The 17,785-nt window shown below is 61.1% G+C and carries 19 protein-coding genes; 12 read left to right on the top strand and 7 right to left on the bottom strand.

From position 1 onward, the window contains the following. Positions 1-171: 171 nt before the first annotated feature. The 3 genes from GSF27_RS13195 to GSF27_RS13185 all read right to left on the bottom strand — a co-directional run bounded on the left by GSF27_RS13195 (position 172) and on the right by GSF27_RS13185 (position 2,578). A complete protein-coding gene (locus GSF27_RS13195) occupies positions 172-915 on the bottom strand; it encodes a hypothetical protein (protein WP_160969849.1) in 744 nt (247 codons plus the stop codon). Between the two features lie 88 nt (positions 916-1,003). Next, the gene (gene cysE, locus GSF27_RS13190) at positions 1,004-1,813 is read right to left on the bottom strand and encodes a serine O-acetyltransferase (protein ID WP_160969847.1); all 810 of its coding nucleotides are present in this window, start codon (positions 1,811-1,813) and stop codon (positions 1,004-1,006) included. A gap of 63 nt (positions 1,814-1,876) precedes the next feature. Beyond that, on the bottom strand, positions 1,877-2,578 hold the full coding sequence (locus tag GSF27_RS13185) for a M15 family metallopeptidase (protein ID WP_160969845.1): 702 nt from the start codon (positions 2,576-2,578) through the stop codon (positions 1,877-1,879). A 110-nt stretch (positions 2,579-2,688) separates the two neighbouring features. Between GSF27_RS13185 and GSF27_RS13180 the strand changes: the two genes are divergently transcribed. The 3 genes from GSF27_RS13180 (at position 2,689) to GSF27_RS13170 (ending at position 4,575) form a co-directional block, all read left to right on the top strand. Continuing rightward, a complete protein-coding gene (locus tag GSF27_RS13180) occupies positions 2,689-3,000 on the top strand; it encodes a TfoX/Sxy family protein (protein WP_160969843.1) in 312 nt (103 codons plus the stop codon). Between the two features lie 343 nt (positions 3,001-3,343). Beyond that, positions 3,344-4,237 (top strand): protease HtpX, encoded by an 894-nt coding sequence (htpX, locus tag GSF27_RS13175; protein WP_160969841.1) that lies wholly within the window; start codon positions 3,344-3,346, stop codon positions 4,235-4,237. An 11-nt stretch (positions 4,238-4,248) separates the two neighbouring features. Beyond that, positions 4,249-4,575 carry a Rieske (2Fe-2S) protein gene (locus tag GSF27_RS13170; RefSeq protein WP_160969839.1) on the top strand — a complete coding sequence of 109 codons (327 nt, stop codon included), beginning with the start codon at positions 4,249-4,251 and terminating at the stop codon, positions 4,573-4,575. 8 nt (positions 4,576-4,583) lie between these two features. Here the strand turns inward: GSF27_RS13170 and sfsA are convergent, their stop codons facing one another. Beyond that, entirely contained in the window at positions 4,584-5,288 is a 705-nt protein-coding gene (gene sfsA / locus GSF27_RS13165; RefSeq protein ID WP_160969837.1) for a DNA/RNA nuclease SfsA, read from the bottom strand. 333 nt (positions 5,289-5,621) lie between these two features. Here sfsA and dksA point away from each other — a divergent pair, with 333 nt between their 5' ends. The 9 genes from dksA (at position 5,622) to panB (ending at position 15,963) form a co-directional block, all read left to right on the top strand. Continuing rightward, a complete protein-coding gene (gene dksA, locus GSF27_RS13160) occupies positions 5,622-6,065 on the top strand; it encodes an RNA polymerase-binding protein DksA (protein ID WP_160969835.1) in 444 nt (147 codons plus the stop codon). A gap of 66 nt (positions 6,066-6,131) precedes the next feature. After that, complete coding sequence (gene gluQRS / locus GSF27_RS13155) at positions 6,132-7,034, top strand: tRNA glutamyl-Q(34) synthetase GluQRS (protein ID WP_370462605.1); 903 nt, start codon at positions 6,132-6,134, stop codon at positions 7,032-7,034. Between the two features lie 77 nt (positions 7,035-7,111). Next, on the top strand, positions 7,112-7,282 hold the full coding sequence (locus GSF27_RS17750) for a hypothetical protein (protein ID WP_202410443.1): 171 nt from the start codon (positions 7,112-7,114) through the stop codon (positions 7,280-7,282). Beyond that, the gene (locus GSF27_RS13150) at positions 7,279-10,242 is read left to right on the top strand and encodes an ATP-binding protein (RefSeq protein WP_160969833.1); all 2,964 of its coding nucleotides are present in this window, start codon (positions 7,279-7,281) and stop codon (positions 10,240-10,242) included. The genes GSF27_RS17750 and GSF27_RS13150 overlap by 4 nt, the downstream gene beginning before the upstream one ends. 55 nt (positions 10,243-10,297) lie before the next feature. Continuing rightward, on the top strand, positions 10,298-11,707 hold the full coding sequence (locus tag GSF27_RS13145) for a sigma-54 dependent transcriptional regulator (RefSeq protein WP_160969831.1): 1,410 nt from the start codon (positions 10,298-10,300) through the stop codon (positions 11,705-11,707). Between the two features lie 848 nt (positions 11,708-12,555). Beyond that, positions 12,556-13,914: a polynucleotide adenylyltransferase PcnB gene (pcnB, locus tag GSF27_RS13140; protein ID WP_160969829.1), complete on the top strand. Its 1,359-nt coding sequence runs from the start codon at positions 12,556-12,558 to the stop codon at positions 13,912-13,914. Positions 13,915-13,949: 35 nt separating this feature from the next. After that, positions 13,950-14,453: a 2-amino-4-hydroxy-6-hydroxymethyldihydropteridine diphosphokinase gene (gene folK, locus GSF27_RS13135; protein ID WP_160969827.1), complete on the top strand. Its 504-nt coding sequence runs from the start codon at positions 13,950-13,952 to the stop codon at positions 14,451-14,453. Further along, on the top strand, positions 14,446-15,126 hold the full coding sequence (locus GSF27_RS13130) for a deoxynucleoside kinase (RefSeq protein WP_160969825.1): 681 nt from the start codon (positions 14,446-14,448) through the stop codon (positions 15,124-15,126). The genes folK and GSF27_RS13130 overlap by 8 nt, the downstream gene beginning before the upstream one ends. A gap of 9 nt (positions 15,127-15,135) precedes the next feature. Further along, complete coding sequence (gene panB, locus GSF27_RS13125) at positions 15,136-15,963, top strand: 3-methyl-2-oxobutanoate hydroxymethyltransferase (protein ID WP_160969823.1); 828 nt, start codon at positions 15,136-15,138, stop codon at positions 15,961-15,963. 49 nt (positions 15,964-16,012) lie between these two features. Here panB and ribA read toward each other — a convergent pair whose 3' ends face one another. From ribA to GSF27_RS13110, 3 genes are read right to left on the bottom strand one after another with little or no spacing between them, the layout of a single operon-like run. After that, positions 16,013-16,624 (bottom strand): GTP cyclohydrolase II, encoded by a 612-nt coding sequence (ribA, locus tag GSF27_RS13120; RefSeq protein WP_160969821.1) that lies wholly within the window; start codon positions 16,622-16,624, stop codon positions 16,013-16,015. A 38-nt stretch (positions 16,625-16,662) separates the two neighbouring features. Beyond that, positions 16,663-17,298, bottom strand: coding sequence for a TIGR02281 family clan AA aspartic protease (locus GSF27_RS13115; protein WP_160969819.1), 636 nt, complete (start codon positions 17,296-17,298; stop codon positions 16,663-16,665). Positions 17,299-17,311: 13 nt separating this feature from the next. After that, complete coding sequence (locus GSF27_RS13110; protein ID WP_160969817.1) at positions 17,312-17,785, bottom strand: phosphatidylglycerophosphatase A; 474 nt, start codon at positions 17,783-17,785, stop codon at positions 17,312-17,314.

The raw sequence follows: 17,785 nt of genomic DNA, 5'->3' as shown, positions 1-17,785 counted from the left end.
TCCATGTTTACCACAGGCCAGCCGATACGGTGCCAAACATGGATTGCCGCGGAGCTGAAAAACGCTCCTCGCAATGACGGGACAGGATTAGGCATTAACCTGAGCCGCAGTAACTGCGGCTTTTTTGTGCCCGGGCGATGGGCTCCGGTGCAATTTACGTGGCAGGCGCTGTCAATTGTCCAGCAATTGGATGGCGGAGGTGTCCGGTGCCGGAGGGGGCGGGGGGCGGCGAATCTGCCCCAGGTCACTACCGGCTGGTGCCAGCTCTGCCCCGAGGTCGGCGACAGCTACTACCGCCTTGATCTCTCGCTCTCCCTCATCCAGCAGGGAGGCGCCGGCTTCCCGCAGGCTCACATTGAGTTCGTTGACCGCCACCGGCACTGGCCTCTCAATCTCATTGCCATCCACCAGGTTCCCCTCCTGGGCGCGCAGGCTCAGATGGCCAATGTCCGGTGCCACCGGAGCCTCAGCACGTGCAGGCTCAACCAGCGTCGTACCCACGGGGGCCAGGCTCAAGCCGGAAGCCGCGGCTGCAGTTGCAGGTTTAACCTCTGGCTGACTCACCGCTGCCACAGCCGGTGCAGTTTGTGCCTGGGCGGCGAGACGCTCCTGCATGGACGGTTTTGCCGCAGATGGCTGTGGCGGGGGGGCGGCCGCAGCGGCTCGGCGACGGCCTGCACCCACGGAGCCTTCCGCCGCCAGCTGCACGTCGGCACCGGCTTTTTTCAGCACGGCCAGGTATTTCTGTGCGGTCGCCTCATCCAGGCCGCGCTTCAACGGCGTCGCCGCGCCGCTGAACAGGGCATCTATCCGCGCCGCATCCGCCTTGAACAGGGACGCCAGGTTGCGCTTGACGTCCGCCAGCTGAAAGCCGGGCATCAGGTCGCCGCGAAAGATAATGTCGAAAGTCGCCATGGGTCTGCTGTTCCCTGTTCCTGTGCTGAATCTGTCCGGTCGCCGGTCTTCGCGGTTGACGCTGGCAGCCTGCCCAACGTGCAAAAGGCTACTCGATCTTATGATCCATATCGAGGGCAGGGCTCTCACACTGGGGCCGCCCCACAATGCGCGCCGGTACGCCCGCCACGGTGGTGTGCTCCGGTACCGACTCCAGCACCACACTGCCGGCAGCAATCTTGGCACCTTCCCCTACATACACATCGCCGAGCACCTTGGCACCGGCACTGATCAGTACACCGCGGCCAATCCGCGGGTGACGGGCACCCCCGCTGCAGCCCGAGCCGCCCAGGGTAACCGAATGCAGCATGGAGACGTCGTCACCGATCACGGCGGTCTCCCCCACCACCACCCCGGTGGCGTGGTCGATCATAATGCCGCGACCGAGACGGGCGCCGGGATGAATATCCACCCCGAACACCTGCGACATCTGGTGCTGCAGGTAGAGCGCCAACGGCTTGCGCCCCTGCTGCCACAACCAGTGACTGATGCGATGGGTCTGAATGGCCTGGTAGCCCTTGAAATAGAGAAAGGGGGTACTGAATTTGTCACAGGCCGCATCGCGCTCCCGGCAGGCCTGGATATCCGCTCGCATGGCCTCACCAATGGCCGAATCCGCCTGCATCGCCTCCAGGATCACCTCCCGCACGGTCATGGCCGGCACCGCCGCGCTGTCGAGGCGATTGGCCAGGTGGAAACTGATGGCCGCCGCGAAGGTGGAGTGGTTGAGTATGGCCGCATGGTAATAGCTGGCCAGCACCGGTTCCTCGCGGCTGGCGGCGGCTGCTTCGGTGCGGATCGCCTGCCAGATGAGGTCCTGTTCTCCGGCGTCAGGCGCCCGCAGGGCTTCTGTGTTCATGATTGGTGTCCTCTGCCTGATGGGCGAAGCTTAACATATAGCCGCTGCAGCGGCAGGCAGGCCTCAAGCGTCCGGCCGCAGGCAGATGTAGCGCCGGTAGATCTCCTCAGCCCGTCCGGCGATGCTGTCCGCCAGTGGCCAGCCCGCCCCCTGCAGCAGGGCCTGAAAAACGGCTGGCTCAAAAGCCTGCAGAAACTGTTGCGCCAGTGGCCGGTAACTGAGATGCCAGGGCTCCGGTGCCACTCCGCCAATGTCCTCGGCATAGGGGAAAAAGAATCCCTCGCCCGAATCGCTGGCGACTGCCTGCTGCAGCCACTGGGTCATGGGGGCAAAAGGACCGTCGCCGGTGTACTCTTCCGGCACCAGCTGCAGGTGGTAGCCCGCGGGGACGGCGGCGGCGTCGTAGATATCAAAATCGGTACCCCAGTGATGGCGCGAGGTACCGGGCAGTGCCGACCAACGCAGCAGCGCCTGCAGTTGCTCGTCAGGGCTGAGGGCGTCTACGTCAAGGCGCTCACCGGTACGGGAGAGCAGGGGTAACTCACCCCGCAGCTTGCGCTGCCAGATACTCATCTGCCGCTCAAAACTGCGAAAACCGCTGGCCAGCGTCAGCTCAAAACCAGCCGCCTGCGCCCTGCGGTGAAGACGCTGCAAAGGCTCCAGCACCTGCCTGTGCACCAGCACGCCACCCGGGCCGGGCACCAGGTGCGCTTCGGTCTGCCCGGTGAGCCGGGCGAAGTCCAGGTCGGGGGGAGAGCAAGTCATCCAAAAGTCCAATTTGCCATCGCGGCGGGAAAATGTATTATAACCGCTTGGCCTACCCGACCATACGTGTAGCAAAAAATACAATAAAAACAAAATTGGGGTTTGCTTTTATGACGACCAGTCATAGTGACTTATTGCAATTGAAAAATCTTGGTGTCGCCTCGGTCAACATCCTCAGAGCCATCGGCATCCACTCCTGCGACGATCTCAAACAAGTCGGCCCTGTGCAGGCTTACATCCGTATCAAGCTCCGTGGCATTCATGTCTCCAAAGTCATGCTCTATGCCCTGCAAGGCGCGCTGCAGGATGTGCACTGGAATGACCTGGATCCCGAGCAGAAACAACAATTGGTGGCACAGGCCGAACAGGCGCTGACCACTCCATCTCCCGGTTCCGACTCAAGGCCCGCGCAGCGGCACTGAGGAGCAAGCCGAGGAGCAAAAAGCACAGCCCAATAAAAATTACTCTCAAATGAGAATAATTTTTATTTACATATTAACGAGAAGAGTTATCATTCTCATATCGTCGCTAATGCAGCGGCGGTAGAGTTTAAGGTCCTCATGACCTTCTCTCCTAAACAGGCTAATCACGGTTGTGGGCCGCTCCTTACGGGGCGGCCATTTTTTTGCCTGTAACCCGGCGCTTCGCCATCCCCCCGCGGACTTAGCAGTTTTTTACCCTGCTACAGAGATGCGGACATTGAATTTTCCGCCGCCAGACCTATCTTAGATACTCCGAATTTTTCTCTCTGTGCAGGAGTACTCTGTGTTACGAATTGGCCTTTTCCTGATGACCAACCTGGCCGTGATCCTGGTCGCCAGCATCACTCTCAACCTGTTGGGCGTAGGCTCTTACCTGGATGCCAGCGGCAGCGGCCTCGACCTCGGCAACCTGCTGGTGTTCTGCGCCATCTTCGGCTTCAGCGGCGCTCTGGTGTCGCTGTTTCTGTCCAAATTCATGGCCAAAATGGGCACCCGCACCCAGATTATCGAACGCCCCTCCAACGCCGAGGAGAAATGGCTGCTGGAGACCGTTGCCGAGCTGGCCGAAAAAGCCAAAATCCGCATGCCCGAGGTGGGTATTTTCCCGGCCCGGGAGGCCAATGCCTTTGCCACCGGCTGGAACCGCAATGCAGCCCTGGTGGCGGTGAGCGCGGGATTGTTACAGCGTTTTAACAAGGACGAGGTGCGCGCCGTACTGGCCCACGAAATTGGCCACGTGGCCAATGGTGATATGGTGACCCTGACCCTGATCCAGGGGGTGGTGAACACCTTTGTGATGTTCTTTGCCCGCATCATCGGCCACACCGTCGACCGCGCGGTGTTCAAAACCGAGCAGGGCCACGGCCCGGCGTTTTACATCGTCACATTTGTTGCAGAGATGGTGCTGGCGGTGCTCGCTTCCATGATTGTGATGGCCTTCTCCCGCCACCGTGAATTCCGCGCTGACGATGCCGGTGCCCGCCTGGCCGGTCGCGGCGCCATGATCAACGCCCTGCGCCGCCTGCAGATGGAAGTTGAGGCCCAGGTACCCAGTTCCATGCCCGACAGCATCTACGCTTTCGGAATCAGCGGCGGCTTCAAACAGAACTTCTCCAAACTGTTCGCCAGCCACCCGCCCCTGCAGGAGCGTATCGCCGCCCTGCAAGCCACTGCCTGAGTCGACCGACAGTGCAGTTCCTGTGTGAATTGGGGGATATTCCCGATTACGGCAGCAAGGGGTTCAGCCTGCAGGGGCTGAACCTGTTTGCCGTGCGCCAGAAAGAGCGGGTGCATGTCTACCACAACAGCTGCCCGCACATGGGCATTCCGCTGGAGTGGGTGGAGGACCGCTTTCTCGACCTCGACGGTGAACTGATCCAGTGCTCCACTCACGGGGCGCTGTTTACCATCCACGACGGCCTCTGCGTCGCCGGCCCCTGCAGTGGCCGCTCACTGACCGCGATCCCCGCAGAGCTGCGCCAGCAGCAGGTATGGGTAGACGCCTCCGCTCTTTAACTCGTCCCTCAGATTATCACCGGCAACGGCGTTCGCAGAGCAATCGCGTCGGGCGCAATACTGGCCTGATAGGCGTATACCTCCACCCCCTGGGCCGCCACCTCCGCCAACGTTTGTGCGTAGAGAGGATCGATTTCTGCCGCCGCCGATACCCGCCGGATACCGGTGTGCTGTGCACAGAAGAGCAGCACCGCGCGGTGCCCCTCCGCCACCATGGCGGCCAACTCGCGCAGGTGCTTGGTGCCGCGGCTGCTGACCGAATCGGGAAACAGTCCCTGCCCCTCATCCTCGCAGAGGGTGACATTCTTCACCTCCACATAGCAGTTGCCGGCCGCGCCTTCGAGCAACAGGTCAATACGACTGCGCTCGGCCCCGTAAGGCACCTCCCTGCGCACGCGCTCGTAGCCCTGCAGCTCGGCGATTGTGCCGTTGACTATCGCCTCCTCCACCAGGGCGTTGGCACGGCCGGTGTTCACGCCCGCCAGATCGCCGGTGGGTGTGGTAGCGATCTCCCAGGTGCGGGAATATTTGCGTTTGGGGTTATCCGATACCGAAAACCAGCAGGGACTGCCTTCCGCGAGACAGGCCTTCATGGAGCCGGTATTGGGGCAGTGGATTGTCACCTGCTCGCCGCCCGGCAGCTCCACGTCCGCCAGGAAACGCTTGTAACGACGCAGCAACCGGCCCTCGGCCAGTGGGGGATCAAAATTCATGGGTTAAATGTTCCTTATATGACATCCCGAAAGCGGAATTGCAGCGACTCCGGCGGGATCGCGCAGCCAGTCTATGGCGCATGGCGACGAGTGCAAGTCGCAATTCCCAGCAGGGCCTGCCGCACCGCCATTTGCAGAGTTGACAGATCCCCGCCTTAGGCGCAGTATCCGCGACCGTTATTGATTTTGGGGACCCATCCTGCGGCCTGACAAAGCGCTGGCAGGCTTTCTGCATATCTGGTAGCTTGCCCGTTTGGGTTTTATTTGCCCATATTTGCGGACTCTCGCACCCCACACTGTTTAATCTGGAATCTTGGAACGAGGCGTACACAGATGCCGAAAAACTCTAAAAACACCGACAGCGTCACTTCACGGGGTTTTACACCCTACAAAGAGAAGAAGGGTGAAGAGTACATGAACGATGCTCAGAAAGAGCATTTCCGCGGAATTCTGCAAACCTGGAAGCGAGAGCTGATGGAAGAGGTGGATCGCACGGTTTCCCATATGAAAGACGAAGCCGCCAACTTTCCTGACCCCGCCGACCGCGCCACCCAGGAAGAGGAGTTCAGCCTCGAACTGCGCACCCGCGATCGCGAGCGCAAGCTGATCAAGAAAATTGATAACACCATGCAGCTGATCGACGATGACGACTACGGCTTCTGCGAGACCTGCGGTGTGGAAATCGGCATCCGCCGCCTGGAAGCGCGCCCCACTGCGACCCAGTGTATCGATTGCAAAACCCTCGACGAAATCAAGGAAAAGCAGATCGGCGGCTGACCCCCGACCTGCCTGGCTCACCGGCGGCTACCCCGCCGGTGAGCCTCTCCACTCCCCCTTACCCTAGTGACCATTACCCCCGGCGCCGATTACATCGGTCGCTTCGCGCCCTCCCCCACCGGTGAATTACATCAGGGTTCCCTGCTGACTGCGGTCGCCTCCTGGCTTGATGCCCGCCAACACCACGGCCAGTGGCTGGTGCGAATGGAAGATCTCGACCCCCCCCGGGAACAGCCCGGCGCCGCCGAAGCCATCCTCCGGGCCCTCGAAGCCCACGGGCTCGAATGGGACGGCGAGGTGATGTACCAGAGCGAACACCATGACGCCTATCAGGCCTGCCTTGACGAGCTGGCCCGACGCGAACTCATCTACCCCTGCAACTGCAATCGCCAGCGCCTGCAATCCCTCACCGCCTACGACGGCCACTGCCTGCAACACCCGCCTGCCTCCGGCCCGGTGGCGCTGAGGGTCAAGACACCTGCCAGCGGCGAGGATGAGCTCTGTTTCGACGACCTGCTGCAGGGACGCCAGTGCCAGCAGCTTCGCAGCGAGGTTGGGGACTTTGTCCTGCGCCGCAAGGACGGTCTCTACGCCTACCAACTGGCAGTGGTGGTGGACGATATCGCCCAGGGTATTACCCACGTGCTGCGCGGCTGTGACCTGCTGGACTCCACGCCCCGGCAACTGTGGCTGTTCCGGCTGCTGCAGGCGCCGGCACCACAGTTCGGTCACCTGCCGGTGGTGGTTAACCCGGAGGGGCAGAAGCTCAGCAAACAGACCTTTGCCGCCCCGCTGCAAGCCGTGCAAGCCAGCCATAACCTGTGGCTGGCACTGCACCGCCTGCAATTGCAGCCGCCGCCGGAGCTGCGCGGCGCCGACTGCCAGACCCTGCTGGCGTGGGGGCTCAACCACTGGCATCGCGGTGCCGTAGCGGCCCTGCGCAGCCTCCCTGAGTCATCAGTGCCGTAAAAGCGGCCTCGCAGGCGTGCACCGATGGCAGCCTTTCAGTACACTCAGCGCAGCCATTTTTCCGCTGACCCGGCCCTATGAATAATCAACGCTATCTGATTCTGCTACTGCTTGTGGCCTACATTTTCTCTCCCACCCTGTTTACCTGGATGATCAATCCGGAGGGTGCCTGGTATCGCCCCTACCTGATCTGGGCCATGCTGGTCGTGGCGGCCTTCTTCTACCACTCGCGCAAGAAGCATCAATGACTTTCGATATCACCGACATCGCCGTCATCGGCATCATTTACCTGGTGATACTGTTCGGCATCGCCTTTGCCGCCGAGAAAGGCATCATCCCGAAGAAGATCTCCCGTCACCCGGTCACCTATATTCTGTCGCTGGGGGTCTTCGCCAGCGCCTGGGCGTTTTACGGGGTGATCGACCTCGCCTTCCAGTTTGGTTACGGCGCCCTGGCCTACTACCTGGGCACCGGCGCCCTGTTCCTGTTTGCCCCGGTGGCCATCGCGCCGCTGGCGCAGCTGGCGCGTCGCTTCCAGATCGGCAGCCTCGCCGACCTGCTGGTGTTCCGCTATCACAGCCAGACCGCCGGCGCCCTCAGCACCCTCTGCATGCTGCTGGCTGCACTGCCGCTGCTGGCCCTGCAGCTGCAGGCGGTAGCCGACACCCTGCAGATCATGACCCTCTACAACCGCGAGGAGCCGCTGAGCGTCTTTAGTGACTGGAACTCGCGGGAGTTCCTGGCCTTCTCCTACTGTGCGGTGCTGGCGGTATTCACCATCCTGTTTGGCTCCAGCCGCGACCAGCACCCGGGGCTGATTGTGGCCATGGCCTTCGAGTCACTGCTGAAGCTGGTGGCACTGCTGGCGATTGGCCTGCTGGCCATCTACGGCGTATTTGGCAGCCTCGGCGCGCTGGACCAGTGGCTGCTGGACTACCCGGAACATATCGAGCTGCTGCACACCCCCATCCGCGACACCGCCTCCCACACCCTGCTGCTGGTGTTCCTGGCCACCGCGGTGGCCATGCCCCACATCTTCCACATGAGCGTGGTGGAGGGACCGCTGAAGCAGATGACCTCCACCCTGAGCTGGGCCTTCCCCCTGTTCCTGCTGCTGCTGGCACTGCCGGTATTCCCGATTCTGTGGGCAGGTTTTGAACTGGGCGTACCACTGCCTGCACAGTACTTCACCCTCGGCATCCCGCTGCTGAGTGAATCGCCCTCGCTGACGGTGCTGGCATTTCTCGGTGGTCTATCGGCGGCCACCGGCGCCATGGTCTCCTTCGCCCTGGCACTGAGTACCATGCTGCTCAACCATTGGCTGTTGCCGGTGCTCAACATCCGCAACCCGCACAACATCTACCGCCAGCTGCTGTGGCTGCGCCGCGGCCTGATCCTGGCGGTGTTTGTCATCAGCTACGGCTTCTATCAGGTACTGGAGAGCCGCCTCAGTCTCACCCAGCTGGCCCTGATGGGCTTTATCCAGACCCTGCAATTCCTCCCCGGACTGCTGGCGGTCTCCTACTGGCCAGCGGCCAACAGCCGGGGCTTTATTGGTGGGCTCGTGCTGGGATCCGGTGTCTGGCTGACCGGCCTCCTGATCCCGGCATTCACCGGCTGGGAGACGCTGGCACTGCCCTGGCTCAACCTGGAGCTGCCGCTGGGTATTGAGCACTGGAACAGCATCACCATGGTCTCCCTGACCGCCAACCTGGCGGCCTTTATCGGTCTCTCGCTGCTGACCAAATCCAGTGTGGAGGAGCGCTACTCGGCAGAGCTTTGCGCCGAAGATGAGCTGAGCCACCCGCTGCGCATGATCCTCGACGTGCACAGCGCCGAGGAGTTTATCGACCGCCTGCGCAGCAGCCTCGGCCAGACCAACGCCGAACGGGAGGTCAAACGCGCCCTGAAAGAGCTCAACCTGACGGTCAGCGAGCGTCGCCCCTACGCCCTGCGCCGCCTGCGCGACAAGATTGAAGCCAACCTCTCCGGCCTGATGGGCACCGCCATGGCGGGCGAGATCCTCGACAAGAAGATCCCCTATCACCTGCCGGAAGCCAAAGGCACCACCGACATCAACCTGATCGAGAACCGCCTCACCCAATACCGCAGCCACCTGCGCGGTCTGGCGGCCGAGCTCAACAACCTGCGCCTCTACCACCGCAACACACTGGAAGAGCTGCCCATGGCCGCCTGCTCCCTGGGCGACGACAGTGAAATCCTGCTCTGGAACCACGCCATGCAGGAACTTACCGGCATCTCTTCGGAGTCAGTGGTGGGCTCCCTGCTGGAGGACATTCCCGACCCCTGGCAACAGATTCTGGCGCGCTTCTCCAATATCTCGGAGTCACATACCCACAAACAGCAACTGACAGTGGATGGCGTGCCGCGCTGGATCAGCCTGCACAAGGCCAATATTGCCGGCCCTGTAGCCGACAGTGCCGACGGCCAGGTAATCCTGCTGGAGGACATGACCGAGAACCAGCGCCTGGAACAGGAACTGGTGCACAGCGAGCGCCTGGCCTCCATCGGTCGCCTGGCGGCCGGCGTCGCCCACGAGATCGGCAACCCGGTAACCGGTATCGCCTGCCTGGCGCAAAACCTGAAATACGAGGCCGACGACCCGGATGCCTGCCTGGAGACCGCCGACCAGATTCTCAGCCAGACGGACCGCGTCAGCCGCATCGTGCACTCACTGGTCAGTTTCTCCCACACCGGCAAGCAGGATCAGGCAGACTTTATGCCGGTAGCCCTGCGGGAGATGGCCGCCGAGGCGGTACAGCTGCTGTCACTGCAGAAAGAGAAGACCCAGGTTCACTATGACAACAGGATTGATGCCAGCCTGGTGATCAAGGGCGACTCACAGCGCCTGATCCAGGTGTTTATCAACCTGCTCTCCAACGCCCGCGACGCCAGCCCCGATGGCGGGCACATCAGCCTGGAGGGTGAGGATCTGGGTGACATGCTGCTGATCAGCGTCACCGATGAAGGCACCGGCATCGCCGAGGAGCACCGCGAGCGGGTGCTGGAACCCTTTTTCACCAGCAAGGAACCGGGCGAGGGGACAGGGTTGGGATTGGCCATGGTCTACAGCATCGTCGAGGATCACGGCGGCCACCTGGAGATCGAAAGCCCCGCACCCGGGCAGGTATCTGGCACTCAAATCCGCATAAAATTACCGCGCCAACTTGAATCTCGCGGCGACTAGGGTAACACTAGCGCTCACTTGGCCCCCCAGTAACAGATCAGGTAACAAAAGACCTATGGGTAACATACTGGTAGTCGAAGACGAAGTTATTATCCGCACCGCACTACGCAAGCTGCTGGAGCGCAACAAATACGACGTCAGTGAAGCCGCCTCGGTGAAAGAGGCGTTGAGCCGCTATGACATCGGCAGCTATGACCTGATCATCAGCGACCTGCGCCTGCCCGGCGCCCCGGGTACCGATATGATCAAAGCCGCCGGTGAAGTGCCGGTACTGATCATGACCAGCTACGCCAGCCTGCGCTCCGCTGTGGACTCCATGCGTATGGGGGCGGTCGACTATATCGCCAAACCCTTCGACCACGACGAGATGGTGGCGGCCGTCAAGCGCGCCATTGGCAAGGCCAATGACGCGGCGCGCCAGCGCCAGCCCAGCAAGACCTCCAGCCACCAGATTCCCGGCATGATCGGCAGCAGCCCGGTCATGAAGACTCTCTACAACCGCATCCACAAGGTCTCCCCTACCAGTGCTACCGTGCTGATCCACGGTGAAACCGGTACCGGTAAGGAGCTGGTGGCCAAGGCCATCCACAGCGAGAGCCCGCGTCACAGCAAGCCGCTGATTTCGGTGAACTGCGCCGCCATCCCCGAGACCCTGATTGAATCCGAGCTGTTTGGCCATGAGAAAGGGGCCTTCACCGGCGCCGCCCACAAAAACGAGGGCCTGATTGCCGCTGCCGACGGTGGCACCCTGTTCCTGGACGAGATCGGCGAACTGCCGCTGGAGGCGCAGGCGCGCCTGTTGCGGGTGCTGCAGGAGGGTGAGGTCAGACCGCTGGGTTCCACCGAATCCCGCCGTGTGGATGTGCGCCTGGTGAGCGCCACCCACCGCGACCTGCGCAAGCTGTGCCAGGAGGGCCGTTTCCGCGAAGACCTCTTCTACCGTATCAACGTGGTCCAGTTGGTGCTGCCACCACTGCGCGACCGTGGCCGCGACATTCTGTCACTGGCGGAGTCCCTGCTGCAGCGCTACTGTGGCGACATGGGCAAGGAGATCCTGAGCCTGACACCGGAAGCCATCCAGGCCATTACCACCTACACCTGGCCAGGTAACGTACGGGAACTGGAGAATGCCATTCAGCGCGCCGTCATCCTCTGTGAGGATGAACGGGAGATCTCCCACGAACTGCTCTCCATCGATCTGGACCTGGTTGACGTCAGTGGCGAGAAAGAGGAGATCATTGAAGAGGTTCGACGGGCGCGGGGCGATACCGACGCCGATACCCGCTCCACCCCGGAACCGACCGAAGACCTCTCCCTGGAGGACTACTTCCAGCACTTCGTCCTGGAACACCAGGACCACATGAGCGAAACCGAACTGGCGCGTAAACTGGGCGTCAGCCGTAAATGCCTGTGGGAAAGGCGCCAACGCCTCGGCATCCCGCGCAAAAAGACCGCTGCCAAGTAACTTCCCGCCCGGTACACAGCCCTGCAGCCCGCCCGCCACAAAGCCCTGCAGCCGCCATGCCGGCTGCAGCTCCCCCCCGGCCACCCCTGCCTTACCCTCGCCTGGCCAATAGTCCGCTGCAATAGCCCCTTGTAACCCGGGGTCCCGGCCCCATATCCGGCCCCCTCGTCGCCATCAGTACGCCCTGCCAATACCCAGGCCGGCAGCGTCACGCCGGTAACAACGCCCCTGTGGTGGCAGGTGTTACCAAAGCGGAGTGGTGTAACAGAAACAGGGATATTCGGTAACGAAGTAAGACGCAGCGTCTCAAAGAAAATCGGGGTATATTTTTTTAAGCTATTGATTTAAAAGGGTTTTCAATAGTTGGCACACCAAATGCTTTATATACGAGCAATAATAACAACAAATAATAACAACAACTGATAACTCTAATAACAACAACAAATAATAAGAAACTTAAAACGACAATAATAAAAACAACAAATAATAACTAAAACAGAAAACTACTGAGATAACGGCAAAACAATAACAATAGCGTTTGACTGACTGTTACAACTGACGACATTTGGAGAGAATTTGCCAAAGAGCAAATTACCGCGGGCAGGGATGCTGACTGTTTCGCGGCCAGACATCAGGATGATGATAAATTCTACGGGAAAGCCACGGCTTTCCCGTTTTCATTTCTGCCCACAGCCTCTGTTCTGACAATCCCCTGTTGGCGTGTTACACTGCCGCCCGCAGAATAGACCCCCTGCCCCGACATGAGTTCCCCGTTACCCGGCAGGACATCATCACCCATACCCTTCCTGCGCACCGCGGAGCCGGGCATCCAACCAGTAGTTCTGACCATGCTGAAGAAGCTGTTACGCTTACCACTGATCAACTCCCTGACCAAAAAGAGTCCGACCCTGCACCACACCATCGTGCCCAGGGAGAAGCACAACATCTCCCGGCGCAACATCAGCCGCTCAGCGATCAAAGTAATGCAGCGGCTGGAAGAAGGTGGCTTTGAGGCCTACCTGGTGGGTGGCGGCGTGCGTGACCTGCTGCTGGGCGGGCACCCGAAGGACTTTGATGTGGCCACCAATGCCACACCGGAGCAGGTGCGCAACCTGTTCCGCAGCTCCCGCATCATCGGTCGCCGCTTCAAGATCGTACACGTGCGCTTTGGCCGCGAGATTATCGAAGTCACCACCTTCCGCGGACACCACACCGAAGACACCAGCGGCAACCACTCCGCCCGTTCCGACGACGGCATGCTGCTGCGGGACAACGTCTACGGTGATATCCGCAGTGATGCCGTACGGCGGGACTTCACCGTCAACGCCCTCTACTACACCCTGGATCATTTCAGCATCCACGACTTCACCGGCGGCATGCAGGACATTGCGCGGCGCAAAATACGCATCATCGGCGATCCCGAGACCCGCTACAAAGAGGATCCGGTGCGCCTGCTGCGGGCCGTGCGCTTTGCCGGCAAGCTGGACTTCACCCTCGACAAGGCCACCGCGGAACCCATTGCCCGCCTGGCGCCACTGCTGGGGAATATCGCCTCGGCGCGCATCTTCGATGAAGTCCTGAAACTCTTTATGGGTGGTTATGGCGCATCGCTGCTGCCACTTATGGAGCAGTATGGCCTGCTGGCCCAGGTGTTTCCGGATCTGGCTGCGACGTTGGCCGACGGTAACGAGCTGGGACGCAAACTGGTAGAACAGGCACTGCACAACACCGACCACCGCATCCGCACCGACCAGCGGGTGACACCGGCCTACATCTTTGCCTCCCTGCTGTGGCCACCCCTGTGTGCCGAGGAAGCGCGCCTGCGCGCCAGTGGCATGCAGGGCAACCTCGCCCACCAGCAGGCCGCACAGACTGTGATACAGCGCCAACTGCAGATCACCGCCATTCCCAAACGCTTTACCCAGAGCATGCGCGAGATCTGGGAGCTGCAGTACCGCTTGCAGAGCCGCAGTGGCCAGCGTGCACAGCGCAACTTTGAGCATCCCCGCTTCCGTGCCGCCTACGATTTCGTCCTCATGCGTGAGGCCGCCGGCGAAGACCTGCAAGGTCTGGGCGACTGGTGGACCCGCTACCAGAACACCGATGAAGCGGGCCGCGAGGCGCTGGTGGCCGACCTCGGTAAAAAAGAGGGCAGCGGCAAACGCCGTCGCCGGCCGCGCCGCCGCAAACCGCAACAGACTCATTAAACCGAACCGCCATTGGTAACAGAGGTCGCAATCCCATGAGTCTGGCGTACATCGGCCTGGGCAGTAATCTCAACAACCCTCTGCAACAGGTGAAGAGCGCCCTGCAGGCGCTCGCCCAACTGCCGGGCAGCGAGCTGCTGCAAGTCTCACGCTGGTACCGCAGTAAAGCCATCGGCCCCGGTGAACAGCCGGATTTCGTCAACGGCGTCGCGCTACTGCAAACCACACTGCAACCGCTGGCCCTGCTGGATGCGATGCAAGCCATCGAGCACGCCCACCAACGCGTGCGCGACATTCGCTGGGGGCCACGCACACTGGACCTGGACCTGCTGCTCTACGACCAGCAGTGCATCGACCACGAGCGACTGCAGGTACCACACCCCTGGCTGACCCGGCGTAATTTTGTGCTGTGGCCACTGGCGGACATAGATCCGGCGTTAACCCTTCCCAGCGGTGAGTCAATTACGTCATTATTGGCAGACTGCTCGATGGACGGGCTGGAACCATTGGCACTCTCAGCAGGAGCAGACCGTGACTGAAGGTTTTAACATCACCCTGGACAACGCCGGTAAAAGCCTGCCGCGCTTTATCGCCATTGAAGGGCCCATCGGGGTGGGCAAGACCACACTGGCCAGGCACCTGGCCAAGAGCCTGCAGTACGAGCTGCTGCAGGAAAAAACCGGTGAGAACCCGTTTCTCAACCGCTTTTACGAAAATCCCAAAGCCGCTGCGCTGCCCACCCAGCTCTTCTTTCTGTTCCAACGTGCCCAGCAACTGCAGGACCTGCGCCAGCAGGACATGTTCCAGAGCTGCCTGGTAGCGGACTTCCTGATGGACAAGGATCAGCTGTTCGCCCAGGTGACCCTCGACGATGACGAACTCAACATCTACCAGCAGGTGCACGCCCAGCTGCAGATAGACGCCCCGCAACCGGACCTGGTGATCTACCTGCAGGCGCCCACGGCCGTGCTGGAAGAGCGCGTAAAACACCGTGGCGTGGAGGCGGAGCGCAACATTGACAGCGGCTACCTGGCCACACTGAACGACGCCTACATGCACTTTTTCCACTACTACGACCAGGCGCCGTTGCTGATCGTCAACGCCACCGAACTGGATCTGGCCAACAATCCGGATCACTATCACCAGCTGGTGGACTATATGCTGACCGTGAAGAGCGGCCGCCACTACTACAACCCAACCCCGACCCTGTAGAAGACCGCCATGCCCTACTCGACTGTTCAGGCCAGCTCGGCCCTCAGCAAGCCCATCTCCATCCTCACCCTGCGCAAGATGAAAGAGGCCGGGGAGAAATTTGTTACCGTTGCCCTCTACGACGCCCCCATGGCCGCCATGGCACAGAAGAGTGGTGTGGAAGTGCTGCTGGTGGGAGACAGCCTCGGCATGACCGTGCTGGGCTATGACAGCACCATCCCGGTGACCATGGAACAGATGATCTACCACGTGGAAGCGGTGAAACGCGGTAACGACAAATCGCTGATCATGGGCGACCTGCCGTTCATGACCTACGCTACGCCGGAACAGGCCATGACCAACGCCGCCCGCGTGATGCAGGCCGGTGCCCACATGGTCAAGATCGAAGGTGGCGCGTGGCTGGCGCCCACAGTGCAAATGCTCAGCGAACGCGGCATTCCGGTTTGCGCCCACCTGGGCCTGACGCCGCAGTCGGTGAACAAGTTTGGTGGCTTCCGCGTGCAGGGCCGTGACGACGAAGGCGCCGAACAGATACTGGAAGACGCCCGCCTGCTGGACGCCGCCGGTGCCGATTTGCTGGTGCTGGAGTGTGTGCCCTGCGACCTGGCCCGCCGTATCACCGAAGCCGTGAGCATGCCCACCATCGGTATCGGCGCCGGCAAGGAGACTGACGCCCAGGTGCTGGTGATCAACGACATCCTCGGCCTGACCGAAAAGCCGCCCAAGTTCTCGAAGAATTTTCTGGTGGAAGCGGGGGATATCCCCGGTGCACTGCGCAAATACGCGAACGATGTGAAGACCGGTGTCTTCCCCAGCCCCGAGCACACCTTCGGCTGACAGCAATCAGGCAGACTGACGGCAGCGGCGAAAGCGCCGCTGCTACAGGTCAGGTCTGGTCGTCCTCGCCCTGCTCATCCAGCAGGTGTCCCAGCTTACCCTTTTTGGTCTGCAGGTAACGCAGGTTATGGGGGTTACGCCCGGACTCGTGCGCCACCCGCTCCACCACGTCAATTCCCAGCTCTTTCAGGGCCTGCACCTTGCGCGGGTTGTTGGTCATCAGGCGAATCTGGCGAATATTCATGTGTTCCAGCATCGGCTTGAGGATGCTGTAATCGCGCATATCGGCACCGAAACCCAGGGCCTCGTTGGCCTCCACGGTATCGGCACCCATATCCTGCAGATGGTAGGCCTTGATCTTGTTGAGCAGGCCAATACCACGCCCCTCCTGACGCAGGTAGAAGATCACCCCGCGCCCCTCGTTGGCGATGTTGTTCATGGCCGCCTGCAGCTGGGCGCCGCAGTCGCAGCGCAGGCTGAACAGCGCATCACCGGTCAGGCACTCGGAGTGGATCCGTGCCAGAACCGGCTCATCGGGGCCGATATCACCCATGCTCAGCACCAGGTGCTCTTTATTGGCTTCGGCATCTTCAAAGCCGTGCATATCGAAAGTGCCCCAGGGAGTGGGCAGCTTTGAAGATTCAACGTAACGAACAGTCACTCTCTAACCTCATTTCAAACCGGCAGCGACCGGTGTCATCAGTACTGGCTCCTGAGCACCAGCACGCCATTTTCCCGCTGCATCTGCACCTCATTAAGAAAGCTGTTACCCAGCAGAATGACATGGGGAAAATCACTCATATTGACCAGCGCCGCCACATTCTCCACGGTCACCGCGCCGACACTGACCCGCTCCAGCATCACCTGGTAGGCCCGCGCATTGCCGTTGGCCGTCCGCATGGTCACCGCCTGTCCATTGCGATAATCCAGCCCCAGTGCCTTTGCCTGTGGCAGGCTCATCACCACGGTGGTAGCTCCGGTATCCACCATGGCCTCAACCTGGTGACCATTAATATCAACCGATGTGACATAGTGTCCGCCAGCGTCCGGGGAGAGCCGCACCTCGCTGCCTTCACTCTCGGTAAAACTGGCAGCGATATAACGGGACACCCCCACTTTGTGGCGCTTGCCATCGATCTCCAGCAGCGCCTCGCGGCTGTTTGCCTGCAACAGGGTCACACCAGCCACACTTTCACCCTCACGCAATAACTGCTGCTCGCTACCAATCTGCAGCAGGGCACGCTTGGGAAACAGCGCCTTTACCTGCACCGCCGGCGCCGCCTGCAGGGCGGTCATCCACCCCAGCAACAGTACCGCAAGCGCCCTTCTCATCATCCTTGTCCTTGCGCTAGACCCACAGGGCTATGGCCTGCAGGCATCCCAGTGCCAGCACTCCCGCCAGCACATCGTCCAGCATGATGCCAAAGCCACCATACACGTGCCTGTCGCACCAGGAGATGGGCCAGGGCTTCCAGACATCAAACAGGCGGAACAGGGCAAAACCCAGCACCACCCACAGCCAGCCCGCTGGCGCCGCCAGCATGGTAATCCAGTAGCCGACGAACTCGTCCCAGACAATACCCGGGTGATCGTGCACCCCCATATCCGCGGCAGTGGCATGGCAGAGGTAGACACCCAGCAGAAACGCCAGCAGCACCAGCGCGGCATAGAGCGGCAGCGACAGCTGCGCCAGCAGCAGATAGAGGGGTACCGCTGCCAGGGTGCCCACGGTACCCGGCGCTTTCGGCGACAGGCCAGAGCCAAAACCAAACGCCAGCAGGTGCACAGGATGACGCAACAGGGCGCGAAACGAATCAGTCAT

The sequence above is a fragment of the Pseudomaricurvus sp. HS19 genome (assembly GCF_009857815.1).
Lineage (GTDB): Bacteria > Pseudomonadota > Gammaproteobacteria > Pseudomonadales > Cellvibrionaceae > Pseudomaricurvus.
The sequence above is the reverse complement of the archived record's forward strand: the minus strand, read 5'-3'. Positions and strand labels throughout refer to the sequence as shown.

Excerpts from the sequence above, each read along its gene's own strand:
- GSF27_RS13195 (WP_160969849.1), bottom strand. The coding sequence starts at position 915 with ATGGCGACTTTCGACATTATCTTTCGCGGCGACCTGATGCCCGGCTTT.
- GSF27_RS13110 (WP_160969817.1), bottom strand. The coding sequence starts at position 17,785 with ATGACTGATTCGTTTCGCGCCCTGTTGCGTCATCCTGTGCACCTGCTG.
- pcnB (WP_160969829.1), top strand. The coding sequence starts at position 12,556 with ATGCTGAAGAAGCTGTTACGCTTACCACTGATCAACTCCCTGACCAAA.
- GSF27_RS13115 (WP_160969819.1), bottom strand. The coding sequence starts at position 17,298 with ATGATGAGAAGGGCGCTTGCGGTACTGTTGCTGGGGTGGATGACCGCC.
- GSF27_RS17750 (WP_202410443.1), top strand. The coding sequence starts at position 7,112 with ATGAATAATCAACGCTATCTGATTCTGCTACTGCTTGTGGCCTACATT.
- GSF27_RS13185 (WP_160969845.1), bottom strand. The coding sequence starts at position 2,578 with ATGACTTGCTCTCCCCCCGACCTGGACTTCGCCCGGCTCACCGGGCAG.
- GSF27_RS13145 (WP_160969831.1), top strand. The coding sequence starts at position 10,298 with ATGGGTAACATACTGGTAGTCGAAGACGAAGTTATTATCCGCACCGCA.
- dksA (WP_160969835.1), top strand. The coding sequence starts at position 5,622 with ATGCCGAAAAACTCTAAAAACACCGACAGCGTCACTTCACGGGGTTTT.
- folK (WP_160969827.1), top strand. The coding sequence starts at position 13,950 with ATGAGTCTGGCGTACATCGGCCTGGGCAGTAATCTCAACAACCCTCTG.
- cysE (WP_160969847.1), bottom strand. The coding sequence starts at position 1,813 with ATGAACACAGAAGCCCTGCGGGCGCCTGACGCCGGAGAACAGGACCTC.
- panB (WP_160969823.1), top strand. The coding sequence starts at position 15,136 with ATGCCCTACTCGACTGTTCAGGCCAGCTCGGCCCTCAGCAAGCCCATC.
- GSF27_RS13180 (WP_160969843.1), top strand. The coding sequence starts at position 2,689 with ATGACGACCAGTCATAGTGACTTATTGCAATTGAAAAATCTTGGTGTC.
- GSF27_RS13150 (WP_160969833.1), top strand. The coding sequence starts at position 7,279 with ATGACTTTCGATATCACCGACATCGCCGTCATCGGCATCATTTACCTG.
- sfsA (WP_160969837.1), bottom strand. The coding sequence starts at position 5,288 with ATGAATTTTGATCCCCCACTGGCCGAGGGCCGGTTGCTGCGTCGTTAC.